The organism is Roseovarius sp. B-10 (assembly GCF_056859295.1).
On record NZ_JBSXOE010000034.1, the window covers coordinates 97,001 to 110,996 of the forward strand.

Here is a 13,996-nt window from a genome sequence, read left to right on the forward strand (position 1 = left end):
GCTTGCCCGCATGGGGTGGCCCGTGCGGGTGGTGGCGCTGCTGGCCGTCGGCGCGGTGGCGGCACTCGGGCAGGCCCCGTGGGGGCTGTGGCCTCTGACGCTGATCGGATTCGCGCTGGTCTATGGGTTTTTCCGGCAGACGGAGGATTGGCGCGCGGCGGCCTGGCTTGGCTGGGGCGTGGGCACCGGGCATTTCCTGCTGGCGCTTCACTGGATCGTTGAACCGTTCATGGTCGATGCCGCGCGGCACGCCTGGATGGCGCCTTTTGCGCTTGTGGGGCTGGCAGGGGGCGCCGGGCTCTACTGGGGTGCTGGGCTGGCGCTGGCGCGCGCGGCCGGCGGTGGCCCGGCCGCCTTTGTCGCCGGGCTGGGGCTGGCCGAGGCCCTGCGCGGCTGGCTCTTTACCGGCTTTCCCTGGGCGCAGCCGGGGCACGCACTGATCGACACGGCATGGCTGTACTGGGCCGCGTGGCTTGGTGCGCCGGGATTGCTGGTGCTGGTGCTGGGGGCGTCGGTGGCGCTTTGGCACATGGCGGCGGGCGCGCGGACCTCTGGTGCGGCTGCGCTCGCGGCGGTGGCGGCATTGTGGCCGCTCGGCGCGGCGCTCACACCCGAGGCGGCGCCCGTGCCCGGGGCGCCGGTGGTGCGGCTTGTTCAGCCGAACGCGCCGCAGCACGAGAAGTGGCAGCCCGACAAGGTGCAGACGTTCTTCGATCGCCAGCGCGCCTTCTCGGCGGCGGGCGCGGTGCCGCCCGATCTCGTAGTGTGGCCGGAAACGGCGGTGCCGGTGCTGCTCGAACGTGCAGAACGGACGCTTGAGGACATATCGGAAGCGGCGCGCGGCGTGCCGGTCGTGCTGGGCATCCAGCGGACCGAGGGGCCGCGCATCTACAACTCGCTGGCCGTGGTCGCGGCGGGTGGTGCGGTGACAGGGGTCTATGACAAGCACCACCTTGTGCCGTTTGGCGAATACATGCCATTCGGCGACCTGCTGGCGCGGTTCGGGATCTACGGGCTCGCGGCCAACGAGGGGCAGGGCTATTCGGCGGGGCCGGGTGCGCGGCTTGTCGATCTTGGGCCGCTGGGGCGGGCGTTGCCGCTGATCTGCTACGAGGGGGTTTTCGCACGCGACCTGCTTGCGGCACCGGAGCGCCCCGAATTCCTCCTGCTCATTACCAACGATGCCTGGTTCGGCAAGATTTCCGGTCCTTATCAGCACCTTGCGCAGGCACGGCTGCGCAGTGCGGAGCTGGGGCTGCCGATGATTCGGGTGGCCAATACCGGCGTGTCGGCGATGATCGACGCCACCGGCCGCGTGACCGACCGCATCCCGCTGGGCGAGGCGGGGTGGCGCGATGCGCCGCTGCCACCGTCCTTGCCAGAGACCGTCTACGCGCGGCTGGGAGATGTGCCGATGCTGGCGCTCTACGCCGCCCTTCTGGCGTTGTCGTCGTGGCGCAACAGGGCGGGTGTGCGGCGCATTTAGCGATTGACGCCGGGGGCTTGCGGGCTTACCCACTGTCAATCCCGTCACAACGGCTTCCTGGCGTGACGGATGTACCCAATGGAGCGATTCACATGTCCCGACAGAACTATCTCTTTACCTCCGAATCCGTTTCGGAGGGGCACCCCGACAAGGTCTGCGACCGGATTTCCGACGCGGTGCTCGATGCCTTCCTGGGTGAGGAAGAGAATGCGCGCGTCGCTTGCGAGACCTTTGCCACCACGAATTGCGTGGTGGTCGGTGGCGAGGTGGGGCTGTCGGACCGCTCGCGGCTGGCGGAATTCATGGGCCGGATCGACGGGATCGTGCGCGATTGTGTCCGCGATATCGGGTATGAGCAAGACGAATTTCACTGGAATACCTTGCAGTTACACAACATGCTTCATCCTCAGTCGGCGCATATCGCGCAGGGCGTGGACCGCGATGGTGCGGGCGACCAGGGGATCATGTTCGGGTTTGCCGTGGACGAGACGCCGGAGCTGATGCCGGCACCGATCCTGTATTCCCATGCCATCCTCAAACGGCTGGCCGAGGTGAGAAAATCCGGCAAAGAGAAGACGTTAGGCCCAGATGCCAAGTCGCAGCTCACGCTGCGCTACGAGAACGGCAAGCCGGTGGAGGTGATGCAGCTCGTTCTGTCGACGCAGCACACCGACGAGGCGCAAACCAGCGACGACATCCGCGCCATCGTCGAACCTTACATTCGGGAAGTGCTCCCTAATCAATGGCTTACGGACAAAACCGAATGGTGGGTGAACCCGACCGGAACGTTCGTCATCGGCGGACCGGACGGTGATGCGGGGCTGACCGGGCGCAAGATCATCGTCGATACCTATGGCGGCGCGGCCCCGCACGGGGGCGGGGCGTTTTCCGGCAAGGACCCGACAAAGGTAGACAGATCAGCGGCTTACGCGGCGCGTTACCTTGCCAAGAACATCGTGGCCGCTGGACTGGCGCACAAATGCACGCTGCAACTGAGCTATGCGATCGGGGTGGCCAAGCCGCTGTCGATCTACGTGGACACGCACGACACCGGGCAAGTGCATGAATCTGCTATTGAAAATGCGATCAGCAAGGTCATGGACCTGACCCCGCGCGGCATTCGCGAGCACCTGGAACTGACGCGACCGATCTATGCGCGCACCGCCGCCTACGGGCATTTCGGGCGCGCACCGGAGGCCGATGGCGGCTTTAGCTGGGAGCGGACCGACCTAGTAGATGCGCTGAAAAAGAGCGTTTGAACAACGGCTTGGCGCGCGTTCTTCGTGTGACATGCGAGGTGATATGACGGCCCAACACCACCCGAAAGGCGCGCCGTGGCGCAATTTTCACGGGCGTATCAAGGGCAAGGCGCTGCGCCCCAACCAGGAGGCGTGGCTGGACGAGGACCTAGGCCGTTTGTCGCCCGGGGCGGTCGATTGGGAGATCAATCCCGAGCGGAAACCCATTGATCTGAAAGAGTATTTCGGAGACCGGGAAATCTGGCTGGAGATCGGGTTCGGCGGTGGCGAGCACATGGTGCACCAGGCGGTTGCGAACCCGGAAGTGGGGATCGTCGGCTGCGAGCCTTACATCAACGGCGTGGCCATGCTGTTGGGCAAGATCCGCAAGTCTGGCGCACAAAATATTGCGGTCTATCCGGGGGATGTCCGCAACATGTTTGATGTTTTGCCCGAGGGGTCGATCTCGCGGGCGTTCCTGCTCTATCCCGATCCGTGGCCGAAAAAGCGCCATCACAAGCGCCGTTTCGTCACTGAAGAACATTTAAGACCGCTGTGCAAGTCCCTGAAAAAAGGTGCAATTTTCAGAGTTGCAACCGATATCCCCGACTACGTGCGCCAGACATTGGAAGAGGTGCCGCGGTACGGGTTCGAATGGCTGGCGGAGCGGCCCGGCGATTGGCGCGCGCCGTGGAACGACTGGATTTCAACACGTTACGAGCAAAAGGCGCTGCGCGAGGGGCGCGTGCCGCATTACCTGACATTTCGCCGGACCTGAGCCGCGAACCTGCAGGTTCACGCGCCGAACCGGGAGGTTCGGGACGGACAGCGCGCGCGCCGTTAACCTTATTCCGGCTCGCCGCCGAAATGCGCCCAGAACTCGTCGCGCGGGTTCGACCGGGGGAAGGGCGTATCCGGCACCGGCACGCGCAGGAAATCGCAGAGCGGCCCCCACCCGTCGGCGACATTGAAGACCAACAGCCGGTCGGCGGGGACGGTTTCGCGCACGGCGCGGTTGTTGGCGCGGTAGGCGGCGATGGCGCAGTCGCGGTCGGTGTGATCGACGAAGGTGTTTTTCAGGAACCAGCCGGACATGGTGTCGAAGATGCCGTGGATATGCGGCGGCAGGTCCAGTGTCGGGGCGTTGGTAAAGAACTTGCTGATGGTGGTGCTGAAGCTGCGCCACCAATCCTCTTCGGGGCGCTCGGTATGGATGACCTTGGCGTCGGGGAAGGCGTAGATCGTCCGCGGCCAGACGGCGGCGCCGGGCCAGTCCACCTGCGACTTGAACCCGGCAAAGACCTCGTGCCAGTCCACCGGCGCGCCGCGGGCGATGGCGGCCCAGTGGGCGGGCTGTTCGGGGCGCTGCATCACCTCGTACATGTGGTGGCAGGGGCCGAAGCCCAGCTCTTCGAGGGCGAGCTTGGTGGACATGGTGCCGGTGCGCCCGAAACCGGAGCCGATGATCTGAAGGGACATGCCGTGGTCTCCTGATGCGTCGAACGGGGACAGGATACCCTTGGTCACGGAATTGTCCTAGCCGAAACCGGACCCGGGCGGCGCGGGTGCTGCCCGCCCGCCCGGGGACCGTCACGACCCAAGATGTATCCGGAACCGCGCCCGGATCGCCGCGTCAAGGTCAGGCGCAAAGCGGGCGGGCGCGCGGGTGGCGAGGATGCGCTCCTTGCGGGCGGTGGCGGTGGCGATGAGGTCGGGCTGGCCCTGCTCGACCCATTCCTTGGGCGAGGCGCGGTTGGCGCAGGCGGGGTAGAGGTAATCGGTCTGCATCCGCGCCAGCGTCTGGCCCGCACCGAGGTAATGGCCCGGACCGCCGATGCAGGCGTCGCGGATCACCTCTAGGCTGAGCGTGTCCTCGTCCACCTCGATGCCGCGCACGCATCGGAGCGCCTGGCCGATCAGGTCATCGCCGAGGATGAGCGACTCGTGGCAGAAGCCCAGCAGCGAGGCGTGCATGCCTGCCGCCTCGTAGACCATGTTGAGGCCTGCGAGCCCGGCCATGACGTTGGAGGTGGCCTGCTCCCACCCGGCCTGCATGTCGGGCAGCTTGGAATCGGCGATGCCGCCGACCGCGCCGCCGGGCAGGCCGTAGAACTTGTGCATCTGCGCGCAGCCCGCCGACAGCAGCGCCTGCTCGCCCGAGCCGCCGGACATTGCGCCGGTGCGCAGGTCGCTGACGAAGGGCCAGGTGCCGAAGATCGCCGGGTGGCCCGGCTTGACCGCGTTGACATAGACGAGCCCGGCGAGGCACTCGGCCATGGCCTGCACGATGGCGCCCGCGATGGGGGCGGGGGCGGTGGCCCCGGCCTGCCCGGCGGACAAGAGCAGAACCGGCATGCCGCTGCGGATCACCTCTTCCATCACGCGGCAGGATTCGGTGGCGAATTTCATCGGCGGGACGACGAAGCAATTGGAATTGCTGACGAAGGGGCGATCGCGCCACGCGCCCTCGCCCCCCGCGATCAGGTGCAGCATCTCGATCGCGTCGGCGACGAACTCCGGCTCGGTGAAGGACACGCCGACATGCTTGGTGGTGCCCGCGCAGCAGGCGTAGAGCGTGTTGAGGTCCATCTCGCGGTTGTCGACGATGTCGCGGCAGACCATCGGGCGTTGCACGAAATGGATATTGTCGAGCGTGTCGGCGATGCGCGCGGCGTCGTGCAGGTCCTGCACGGTGCTGTCGCGGTAGTCGCCGGTGGCCACGTCCACGAGATGCACCGCCGCGCCCGCCGTGCCGTAATGCACGCGGTTGCCCGAGAGGGTCAGGTCGTGGCGCGGGTCGCGGCCATGCAGGGTGATCGCGCGGTTGGCGCGGGCGATGGTGTCCTCGATCAGCGCGCGGGGAAAGCGCAGCCGCCCGTCGGGGCCGGGGATGGCGCCCGCGCGGGTCATGTGCTCGACGCCGGAGGGGGGCGCGTCGGCGAGGCCGATCTGTTCGAGCGCGTCGAGTGCCGCGGCGTGGATGCGGCGCATCTGTAGCTCTGTCAGCGGGTGGTAGAGCCCACCGTCGAGGCCCGGGCGGACCGGGCGCAGGGTGTCGGCGAGGGGGGCGGCGCGTGCGTCATGGCGCGCGGCGCGGCCGCCGGAGCGGCGCGGGGCGGTGGCTGTCATCGGGAATTGTCCTTGGCAAGATCGCAGGGTCGGGTGCGGCGGTTGGCGTGCCCTCAGGGCCGCCCGCGCGGGGCAAGCCCACGTTCCGCCCCGATGGTGCGGCATACGAGCGCGATCTTGCTGCGTGGGGCCATGACGCCGTCCTCCTTTGGCGAGCAAAACCGAATCGGCCCGGCCTGTCTGTCGTGTTTGCGACCGGTGTCGCAAACGGAACATGATGGGGCGGTTGCCGGCTCTTGGGGGGGGTGGGGCAGACCGGACCCGGGGGAAGGAAGGAGGCATTTGGCCTGGAGGGGTCGGGATTAGCCGCGCATCGACGGGCCGCGGCGCGGTGATCCAAGGTTCGTTCTGCCGTGCTTTATGGCGGCCAAATTCGAGAAAGGCCCGAGCGGGACGCAGGTTCCAGCCATATCGCCGTGCCGTCACGCCAAAGGCGTGCCGCCTGTATCGGCGCACCTCTGGTGCGACGGTGCGGCCCGGCGATGCGCGGCGGCGTGCAAGCACGCCTTGATTCCGCGCATGGGCACCAAGACCCGAACAACCGCTCAAGGCCAAACCCCGTCACCCCGTTTCTCGCGCGCCTCGATCCGGTGGCGGGCCGAGCGAGGCGCGCCACGCGATCCCGGCGTCGAGGCGCAGGCCGGGGGGCGGGGCGGCGCCCGCGCGCATGTCGAGCAGCATTTGCGCCGCGCGCCGGCCCATTTCGCGATGCGGCACGTGCACGGTGGTGAGCGCGGGGGTGAGGATCGCGGCCAGTTCGATATCGTCGAAGCCGGTGATCGAGACGTCGCCGGGCACGTCGATCCCGAGCGCGCGCGCCTGCGTGACGGCGCCCGCGGCGAGCACGTCGTTGCCGCACAGCACCGCCGTGGGGCGCGGGTGCGCGTCCATCAGGCGGGCAAAGGCGGCGGCGCCGTTGGAGATGGAATAGGGCGTTTCCTCGACCAGTAGCGTGCCCGCGTCGAGCCCCGCCGCCGCCATCGCCGCGCAGACACCCCGGAAACGTGCGCGCGCTCGGTCGTTACCGGCACGGTCGGCGGTGATGACGGCAAGGCGGCGGTGGCCGAGCGCGATCACCTCGGCGGTGAGCGTCTGCATCGCAGCGCGGTTGTCGAAGCCCACGCAGGGCCGCGGCGCGGCCTCGTCCCAGGCCCAGGCGACGAGGTAGGGGATGTGCTGGCGGTCGAGCAGGGCATAGGCGGCCTCGGTCCGGTCATGGCCGATCAGCAGGAGCGCCTCGGCGCCGCGCGTGATGAGGGTGCGGATCTGGTCCTCTTCCTGCTCGGGCTTATAGGAGGAGGATGCCACCAGCAGCGTCACGCCATGCTCGCGCAGCGTGTCCTGAAATGCCTGGAGCCCGCGCGCGAAGATGGCGTTGTCCATCGTCGGGATCACCGCGCCGAAGGTGTTGGTGCGCCTTGCGGCGAGCGCGCGGGCCCCGAAATTGGGCGCGTAGCCGAGATCGCGGACCGCCTGCATCACCCGGGTGCGCGTGGCCTGCGTGACCTGACCGGGGGCGTTGAGGGCGCGCGAGACCGTGGCCGTGGAGACGCCCGCCCGCGCCGCCACGTCCGAGAGGGTGGGGGCGCCGGGGGCGGTGTCTGTGCGGTCGGATGGCAAGGGGCGGTCTCCGGGCTGCGGCGGTGATCTATCCTGCACGTTGCGCAGAGGTCAGTCCAGCCCGGAATGTAAGCGCTTGCATCGTGGAATGTAAGCGCTTACATTTGTCGGGAATCATGGATTTCCTGGGGAGGAGAGGACCATGTCGCTCGCGGTGTCGTCGTTACTGGCAGCCGTTTTCGTCCTGAACGTCGCGCTGGGCGCGGGCGGCTGGGGCGCGTTTCTGAGCGACGTGCAGGAAATGCTGGTTCTGCTCGCCGCCTCCGCAGCCTTTGTCGTCGCCATACTGCGGCGCGAGGCGCGGGCGCGTGAACACACCGAACGAAAAAACCAACAGGACTGACCAACCGGGAGGACAAGATGATCCGTGATACCAGAGAGCCCGTTTCCGAGGAGCGGCGCAATTTCCTGAAACTCGCAGCCAGCGGCAGCTTTACCGCCGCGCTGGTGGCCGGGGCGGGGGGGCTGTTGTGGTCCTCGGAGGCCGCGGCGCAGACCGCGCGCGAGGAGCGCGAGCGCGAGCAGGCCGCCGATCACGTCATGACGCTGGCCACCGCCTACGTGCTGGGCGCGACGCGCAGCTATCCGATCATGCAGCTCGATCTTAAGGAGAACATCCAGAACGCCACCGGCGGCAAGGTCTATGTCAAGCTCGCCCCCGGCGGGCAACTGGGCGCGGGCGGTGCGCTGGTGCAGGCGGTGCAGGGCGGCACGATCCAGTGCGCGCAGCATTCGCTGTCGAATTTCGCGCCCTTTGCCAGCGCCGTGGACCTCATCAACCTGCCGTATTTCTGCGGCTCGAACCAGCGATTCACCAACCTGGTGACGTCGGACGCCTGGAGGACGGAGGTGCATCCCAAGGTCGAGGCCGCGGGGTTCAAGCCGCTGTTCTACGTGGTGATCGACCCGCGGGTGGTGGCGATGCGCAAGGGTGGCGCCGGGCCGGTGATGACGCCGGGCGATCTCAAGGGGGTCAAGTTCCGGGTGCCGGGCTCGAAAATGCTCCAGCAATATTACCGGATGGTTGGGGCCAACCCGACGCCGGTGGCGTGGGGCGAGACACCCTCGGCGATCAAGCAGGGCGTGGCCGACGCGCTCGATCCGTCGGTGGGCGCGCTCTACGTTTTCGGCTTCAAGGACATCCTGAGCCACGTCACCTTTACCCAGGCGGTGCCGGACAGTCAGGTCTATTCGGTCAACCTCGAATGGTTCAACGGGTTGCCGGGGGACGTGCGAGAGGGGATCGAATGGGCGGGCGAGATGACCGCGCATCAGAACCTTGCCAAGGTGCCATCGGCGCGGACCTACGCCATGGCCGAGCTGGAGAAGGCCGGGGTGCAGTTCCATTCGCTGAGCGACGATCAGCTTGCCGAGTGGCAGGAAACGGGCGGCTACCAGCGCGGCGAGTGGGACGATTTCAAGGTCGAGCTGGCCGGGTCGATGGAGACCTTCGAGCGCCTCGCAGAGGCCGCGGGCACGCAGGGGCAGCACTACGTCCACGACGCCTGAGCCGATGAGCGGGCCGGGGCGGCACGCGCCCCGGTCCTGGCCCGCGCCATCCCGGCGCGCGGCCGGACAAGGAGAGTGCCATGTCCCGCATCCTTCACGCGCTGAACCGCAATGCCGAGCGGTGGGCCCTGCTCATCTTTTACGTGATGCTCGTTCTCACGATGTTCATCGAGGTGCTGCGGCGCGAGCTGTTGTCCTATTCCTCGATCTGGGGCGAGGAGATCGTGCGCTATTCGTTCATCTACCTGGCGTGGATCGGGGCGGCGGCGGCGGTGCGCGAGCGCGGGCATATCCGCATCGACGTGATCATGGCCTATGTCGGACGGCGGGCGAAGGCGGTGCTCTACATCCTTGGTGACCTGGTGATGTTCGCGGTGGCGGTGATCGCGTTCTACTGGTCGCTGGAGACGGTGCTCGTGTCGGCCAAGTTCGGGTCGGTCACGCATGGTCTGCGGATCAGCCAGGTCTGGTTTCTCGCCGCCGTTCCCATCGGATTCGGGCTGGTGATGCTGCGCCTCGTGCAGTCCTTGCTGCGCGATCTTGGCGACCTTCGGCACGGGCGACCCGTGTACGAGGGTGGCAAGATGTTCGACTGAGGGCCGCGAGATGCTGTGGAACCAACTGGATCAGAGCGTCGAGCTTGGCTGGGATTTCTACGCCCCGGTGCTGCTGTTCGTGCTGCTGGTGGCGCTCGCCGTGCCGGTCTGGGCCGCGATCGGCGCGGCGGCCATCGTCATGCTGCTCTGGTCCGGCGCGTTGCCGCTGAGCCTGGTGGGGGAGAGCCTGTTTCACGGCATCGACCATTTCGCGCTCACCGCCGTGCCGCTCTTTATCCTGACGGGTGACGTGCTGGTTCGCACCGGGCTCAGCCGCAAGTTTCTCGACGTGGCCGAGGCGCTGACGCAGTTCGCGCGCGGCGGTTTCGGCTCGGCCACGGTGCTGGTGTGCGGGATGTTCGCCGCCATCTCGGGTTCGGACGCCGCCGGGGCGGCGGCGGTGGGGCGGATGACCATCGCGCGGCTGGTGGAATCGGGGTATCCGCGCCCCTATGCCTGTGCGCTGGTGGCCGCGGGGGCCTGCACCGGCATCCTCATCCCGCCGTCGATCGCCTATATCATCATCGGGCTGGTGCTGGGCATTTCCGCCTCGACGCTGTTCATGGCGGCGCTCATTCCCGGGCTGGCGATCCTCGTCTCGATTCTTGTCACCAACATCATCATGAACCGGTTGAACGGCTGGGAGGGCGGCGGCAACATCACGTTTGGGGAATGGGCCACGCGGCTGTGGTCGGCGCTGAAATCGGGGTGGTACGCGTTCATCGTGCCGGGGATCATCTTCTACGGCATCTTTTCGGGGCGGCTAACGCCCACCGAGGCGGGGGCGACGGCGGTGGTGGTGACGATCATCATGGGGTTCATCCTCGGCACGCTGAGGCTGGCGGATTTTCCCGAGATGCTGGTGAGTTCCGCCAAGGTCAACGGGGTGATCCTGCCGATCATCGCGTTCTCGCTGCCGCTGGCGCAGGCGCTGGCCATCCTCGGCGTGCCGCAGGGTTTTGTCGCCGCCGCCACGACGGTGAGCGACGAGCCGTGGGTGCTCATCCTGATGATGGTCGGCATCCTGATCGCCGCCGGCTGCGTGATGGAGACGACGCCCAACATCGTGATCCTCGCGCCGATCCTGAAGCCGCTCGCGGACAGTATCGGCATGAACGAGATCCAGTTCTGCATCATGATGATCACCGCGCTGGGGGTGGGGTTCATCACGCCGCCGCTGGGGCTCAACCTCTTTGTCGTCGCGGGGCTGACCGGCGAGTCGATCCTGCGGATCGCGTATCGCGCGGTGCCGTTCGTGTTCTTCATGCTCGTGGTGACGCTGATGATCGCGTATCTTCCGGCGATTTCCACGACACTGCTTCCCGATATCTACAAGTGAAACAGGAGCCATCCATGCCGACGGAATATCTCAAGAAAGCCCCCCGCCATTCGCGCAGCGACGCCAGCGAGACGCGCGACATCGTGCGGGGCATTCTCGACGATATCGAGGCGCGGGGCGATGCCGCGGCGCTGGAATATGCCGCGAAGTTCGACCGCTACGAGGGGGAATTGGTGCTGTCGTCCGAGGCGATCGAGGCGGCCGCGGCCAAGGTGCCGGAAAAGCTGCGCCGCGACATCGAGTTCGCCCATGACAACGTGCGCAAGTTTGCCGAGGCACAGAGGGCCACGGTGGCCGATTTCGAGGTCGAGGTGGTGCCGGGGCTGATCGCCGGGCAGAAGGCGATCCCGGTGCACGCGGCGGGGTGCTACGTCCCGGGCGGGCGCTATAGCCATATCGCCAGCGCGATCATGACCGTGACCACCGCCAAGGTGGCCGGGTGCAGCAATATCGTGGCCTGCTCGCCGCCGCGCCCCGGCGTGGGCATCAATCCGGCCATCGTCTACGCCGCGCATGTCTGCGGCGCCGACCAAATCCTCGCGATGGGCGGGGTGCAGGGGGTGGCGGCGATGACCTTCGGGCTGTTCGGGCTGCCCAAGGCCAATATCCTCGTCGGTCCCGGTAACCAGTTCGTGGCCGAGGCCAAGCGGATGCTGTTTGGCCGCGTCGGCATCGACATGATCGCGGGGCCCACCGACAGCCTGATCCTCGCCGATGCCAGTGCCGACCCGATGATCGTGGCGACCGACCTGGTGGGGCAGGCCGAGCATGGCTACAACTCGCCGGTCTGGCTGGTGACGGATGACCGGGCGCTGGCCGAGGAGGTGATGCGCCTCGTGCCGCTGCTGATCGACGATCTGCCGGAGGTCAATCGCGACAACGCCGCAGCCGCCTGGCGCGACTATGCCGAGGTGATCGTCTGCGCAGACCGCGAGGAGATGGCCGCCACCTCCGACGCCTATGCGCCCGAGCACCTGACGGTGCAGGCGGCCGATCTCGACTGGTGGCTGGGGCGGCTGACCTGCTATGGCTCGCTGTTCCTGGGCGAAGAGACGACCGTGGCGTTCGGCGACAAGGCGTCGGGCACCAACCATGTGCTGCCCACCGGCGGAGCGGCGAGCTATACCGGCGGCCTGAGCGTGCACAAGTACATGAAGATCGTGACCTGGCAGCGCGCCACGCGCGAGGGATCGCGCCCGGTAGCGGAGGCCACCGCGCGCATCGCCCGACTGGAGGGGATGGAGGGGCACGCGCGCACCGCCGATATCCGGCTGCGCAAGTATTTCCCCGGCGAGAATTTCGACCTGTCGGCGGAGGGCTGAGGTGACGGGCGAGCTGTTTTCCGTCGCGGGCCGCGTGGCCTGTGTCACCGGCGCAAGCGCGGGCCTCGGGCGGCGCGCGGCGCTGGTGCTGGCGCGCGCGGGGGCGCGGGTGGTGGGCGTCGCGCGGCGGCGCGCGTCGCTTGACGAGTGGCGCGCCGAGGCAGGGAGCGCGACGGCGGCCGTGGCGGGCGATGTCGCGGACATGGATGGGCTCGACGATCTCGCAGCGGCCATCGCCGCGCCGTTCGGCCCGCCCGATATCGTGGTCCATGCCGCCGGGCTCAACACGCGGGAAGCGGCGGACGCGGTGACGCGCGCGGGCTGGGAGGCGACGCTGGCGGTGAACCTCTCGGCGCCGTTCTTCCTGAGCCAGGCATTGGTGCCGGAGATGCAGGCGCGGGGCTGGGGGCGGATCGTCAATTTCGCGTCGCTGCAATCCTTTCGCGCCTTTCCGGGTGGTATCGCCTATGGTGCGAGCAAGGGCGGCGTGGCGCAGATGACCCGCGCGATGGCCGAGGCGTGGTCGGCGCACGGTATTACCGTGAACGCGCTCGGGCCGGGATTTTTCCCCACCGAGCTGACCGCGGCGGTGTTCGACGATGCCGAGCGCGCGGCGCGGAACGCCGCCGCGACCTGCATCGGGCGCAACGGGCGGGTGGAGGATCTCGACGGGCCGCTGCTGTTCCTGTGCTCGGATGCCTCGGCCTATATCACGGGGCAGGTGCTGATGGTGGACGGGGGGTTCACGGCGCGATGAGGGCGCTGGTCTATACCGGTCGCGAGACGCTGGATTATCGCGAGGTGCCGGAGCCGCGCCCGGAGGCGGGCGAGGTGCTGATCCGGGTCATGGCCGTGGGCATCTGCGGATCGGACATGCACGCATATCTTGGCCACGACGCGCGCCGCCCCGCGCCGCTCATCCTCGGGCACGAGGCGGCGGGGGTGATCGCGGGCGGCCCGCGCGCGGGCGAGCGGGTGACGATCAACCCGCTGGTGACCTGCGGGGACTGCCCGGCCTGCCGGGCGGGGCGCGAGAACCTGTGCCCGGCGCGGCAGATCATCTCGATGCCGCCGCGCGAGGGAGCGTTTGCCGATGCGGTGCGGATGCCGGAGCGCAACCTCGTGCCGGTGCCCGACGATGTGCCGCTGGGGGTGGCCGCGCTGGCCGAACCGCTGGCGGTGAGCTGGCACGCGGTGCGGTTGGGGCTGGCGGCGCTTGCCCTGGGGCAGGGGGGGCGCGCGCTGGTGATCGGCGGCGGGGCCATCGGGCTGGCGGCGGCGCTGGCGCTGGGTGCGCAGGGCTGCGGCGATGTGGTGGTGGTCGAGCCGAACGCGGGCCGCCGCGACTACCTGGTGCGGCGCTGCGGAGTGGCGGTGGTGCCGGAGGCGACAGGCGACTGGCCGCTGGTGATCGACGCGGTCGGATTTGGTGCCACGCGTGCCGTGGCCTCGGCGCGGGCCGAGCCGGGGGGCGTGATCGTACATATCGGGCTGGGCGAGGACGAGGGCGGGCTCGATATCCGGCGGATGACGCTGCAGGAGATCAGTTTCATCGGCACCTATACCTACACCGGGCAGGATTTCCGCGACACCTGCGCGGCGATGTTCGCGGGCCGGTTGGGGCCGCTCGACTGGGCCGAGACGCGGGGATTGTCCGAAGGCGCGACGGCCTTTGCCGATATCCGCGCGGGGCGCGTGGCAGCCCCCAAGATCGTGCTGCGGCCCGGAGGGTGAGGTGCGGGCCCGTGACGGGCCGC

At 68.2% G+C, this 13,996-nt stretch carries 13 protein-coding genes and 1 riboswitch; of the genes, 10 read left to right on the forward strand and 3 right to left on the reverse strand.

Features of this window, described 5'->3' with window-relative positions; genetic code table 11:
- The first annotated feature begins 10 nt into the window (after positions 1-10).
- The 3 genes from lnt (at position 11) to trmB (ending at position 3,502) form a co-directional block, all read left to right on the forward strand.
- On the forward strand, positions 11-1,486 hold the full coding sequence (lnt, locus tag AC13D8_RS11570; RefSeq protein WP_482968966.1) for an apolipoprotein N-acyltransferase: 1,476 nt from the start codon (positions 11-13) through the stop codon (positions 1,484-1,486).
- Between the two features lie 38 nt (positions 1,487-1,524).
- A riboswitch (SAM-SAH riboswitch) is annotated at positions 1,525-1,572 on the forward strand.
- A 6-nt stretch (positions 1,573-1,578) separates the two neighbouring features.
- Complete coding sequence (gene metK / locus AC13D8_RS11575) at positions 1,579-2,745, forward strand: methionine adenosyltransferase (protein WP_104020310.1); 1,167 nt, start codon at positions 1,579-1,581, stop codon at positions 2,743-2,745.
- Positions 2,746-2,776: 31 nt separating this feature from the next.
- The gene (trmB, locus tag AC13D8_RS11580) at positions 2,777-3,502 is read left to right on the forward strand and encodes a tRNA (guanine(46)-N(7))-methyltransferase TrmB (protein WP_482968967.1); all 726 of its coding nucleotides are present in this window, start codon (positions 2,777-2,779) and stop codon (positions 3,500-3,502) included.
- 68 nt (positions 3,503-3,570) lie between these two features.
- Here the strand turns inward: trmB and AC13D8_RS11585 are convergent, their stop codons facing one another.
- The 3 genes from AC13D8_RS11585 to AC13D8_RS11595 form a co-directional block, all read right to left on the reverse strand.
- Positions 3,571-4,203 (reverse strand): sulfotransferase family protein, encoded by a 633-nt coding sequence (locus AC13D8_RS11585; protein ID WP_129431803.1) that lies wholly within the window; start codon positions 4,201-4,203, stop codon positions 3,571-3,573.
- Between the two features lie 111 nt (positions 4,204-4,314).
- Complete coding sequence (locus AC13D8_RS11590) at positions 4,315-5,853, reverse strand: trimethylamine methyltransferase family protein (RefSeq protein ID WP_482968968.1); 1,539 nt, start codon at positions 5,851-5,853, stop codon at positions 4,315-4,317.
- A gap of 561 nt (positions 5,854-6,414) precedes the next feature.
- Positions 6,415-7,473, reverse strand: a complete 1,059-nt coding sequence (locus AC13D8_RS11595; RefSeq protein ID WP_482968969.1) for a LacI family DNA-binding transcriptional regulator — start codon at positions 7,471-7,473, stop codon at positions 6,415-6,417.
- Positions 7,474-7,615: 142 nt separating this feature from the next.
- Here AC13D8_RS11595 and AC13D8_RS11600 point away from each other — a divergent pair, with 142 nt between their 5' ends.
- From AC13D8_RS11600 to AC13D8_RS11630, 7 genes are all read left to right on the forward strand, one after another.
- On the forward strand, positions 7,616-7,816 hold the full coding sequence (locus AC13D8_RS11600) for a hypothetical protein (RefSeq protein WP_482968970.1): 201 nt from the start codon (positions 7,616-7,618) through the stop codon (positions 7,814-7,816).
- A gap of 17 nt (positions 7,817-7,833) precedes the next feature.
- Positions 7,834-8,982, forward strand: a complete 1,149-nt coding sequence (locus tag AC13D8_RS11605) for a TRAP transporter substrate-binding protein (protein ID WP_482968971.1) — start codon at positions 7,834-7,836, stop codon at positions 8,980-8,982.
- Positions 8,983-9,062: 80 nt separating this feature from the next.
- Complete coding sequence (locus tag AC13D8_RS11610) at positions 9,063-9,578, forward strand: TRAP transporter small permease (RefSeq protein WP_482968972.1); 516 nt, start codon at positions 9,063-9,065, stop codon at positions 9,576-9,578.
- Between the two features lie 10 nt (positions 9,579-9,588).
- Positions 9,589-10,917, forward strand: a complete 1,329-nt coding sequence (locus AC13D8_RS11615) for a TRAP transporter large permease (protein WP_482968973.1) — start codon at positions 9,589-9,591, stop codon at positions 10,915-10,917.
- A gap of 14 nt (positions 10,918-10,931) precedes the next feature.
- Positions 10,932-12,239, forward strand: coding sequence for a histidinol dehydrogenase (hisD, locus tag AC13D8_RS11620; protein WP_482968974.1), 1,308 nt, complete (start codon positions 10,932-10,934; stop codon positions 12,237-12,239).
- A gap of 1 nt (position 12,240) precedes the next feature.
- On the forward strand, positions 12,241-12,996 hold the full coding sequence (locus tag AC13D8_RS11625; RefSeq protein WP_482968975.1) for an SDR family NAD(P)-dependent oxidoreductase: 756 nt from the start codon (positions 12,241-12,243) through the stop codon (positions 12,994-12,996).
- On the forward strand, positions 12,993-13,973 hold the full coding sequence (locus AC13D8_RS11630) for a zinc-dependent alcohol dehydrogenase (RefSeq protein ID WP_482968976.1): 981 nt from the start codon (positions 12,993-12,995) through the stop codon (positions 13,971-13,973). The genes AC13D8_RS11625 and AC13D8_RS11630 overlap by 4 nt, the downstream gene beginning before the upstream one ends.
- Positions 13,974-13,996: the final 23 nt, after the last annotated feature.

Coding starts and splice junctions, on each gene's coding strand:
- AC13D8_RS11585 (WP_129431803.1), bottom strand. CDS start 4,203: ATGTCCCTTCAGATCATCGGCTCCGGTTTCGGGCGCACCGGCACCATG.
- metK (WP_104020310.1), top strand. CDS start 1,579: ATGTCCCGACAGAACTATCTCTTTACCTCCGAATCCGTTTCGGAGGGG.
- AC13D8_RS11630 (WP_482968976.1), top strand. CDS start 12,993: ATGAGGGCGCTGGTCTATACCGGTCGCGAGACGCTGGATTATCGCGAG.
- lnt (WP_482968966.1), top strand. CDS start 11: ATGGGGTGGCCCGTGCGGGTGGTGGCGCTGCTGGCCGTCGGCGCGGTG.
- AC13D8_RS11615 (WP_482968973.1), top strand. CDS start 9,589: ATGCTGTGGAACCAACTGGATCAGAGCGTCGAGCTTGGCTGGGATTTC.
- AC13D8_RS11610 (WP_482968972.1), top strand. CDS start 9,063: ATGTCCCGCATCCTTCACGCGCTGAACCGCAATGCCGAGCGGTGGGCC.
- AC13D8_RS11600 (WP_482968970.1), top strand. CDS start 7,616: ATGTCGCTCGCGGTGTCGTCGTTACTGGCAGCCGTTTTCGTCCTGAAC.
- AC13D8_RS11605 (WP_482968971.1), top strand. CDS start 7,834: ATGATCCGTGATACCAGAGAGCCCGTTTCCGAGGAGCGGCGCAATTTC.
- trmB (WP_482968967.1), top strand. CDS start 2,777: ATGCGAGGTGATATGACGGCCCAACACCACCCGAAAGGCGCGCCGTGG.
- hisD (WP_482968974.1), top strand. CDS start 10,932: ATGCCGACGGAATATCTCAAGAAAGCCCCCCGCCATTCGCGCAGCGAC.
- AC13D8_RS11590 (WP_482968968.1), bottom strand. CDS start 5,853: ATGACAGCCACCGCCCCGCGCCGCTCCGGCGGCCGCGCCGCGCGCCAT.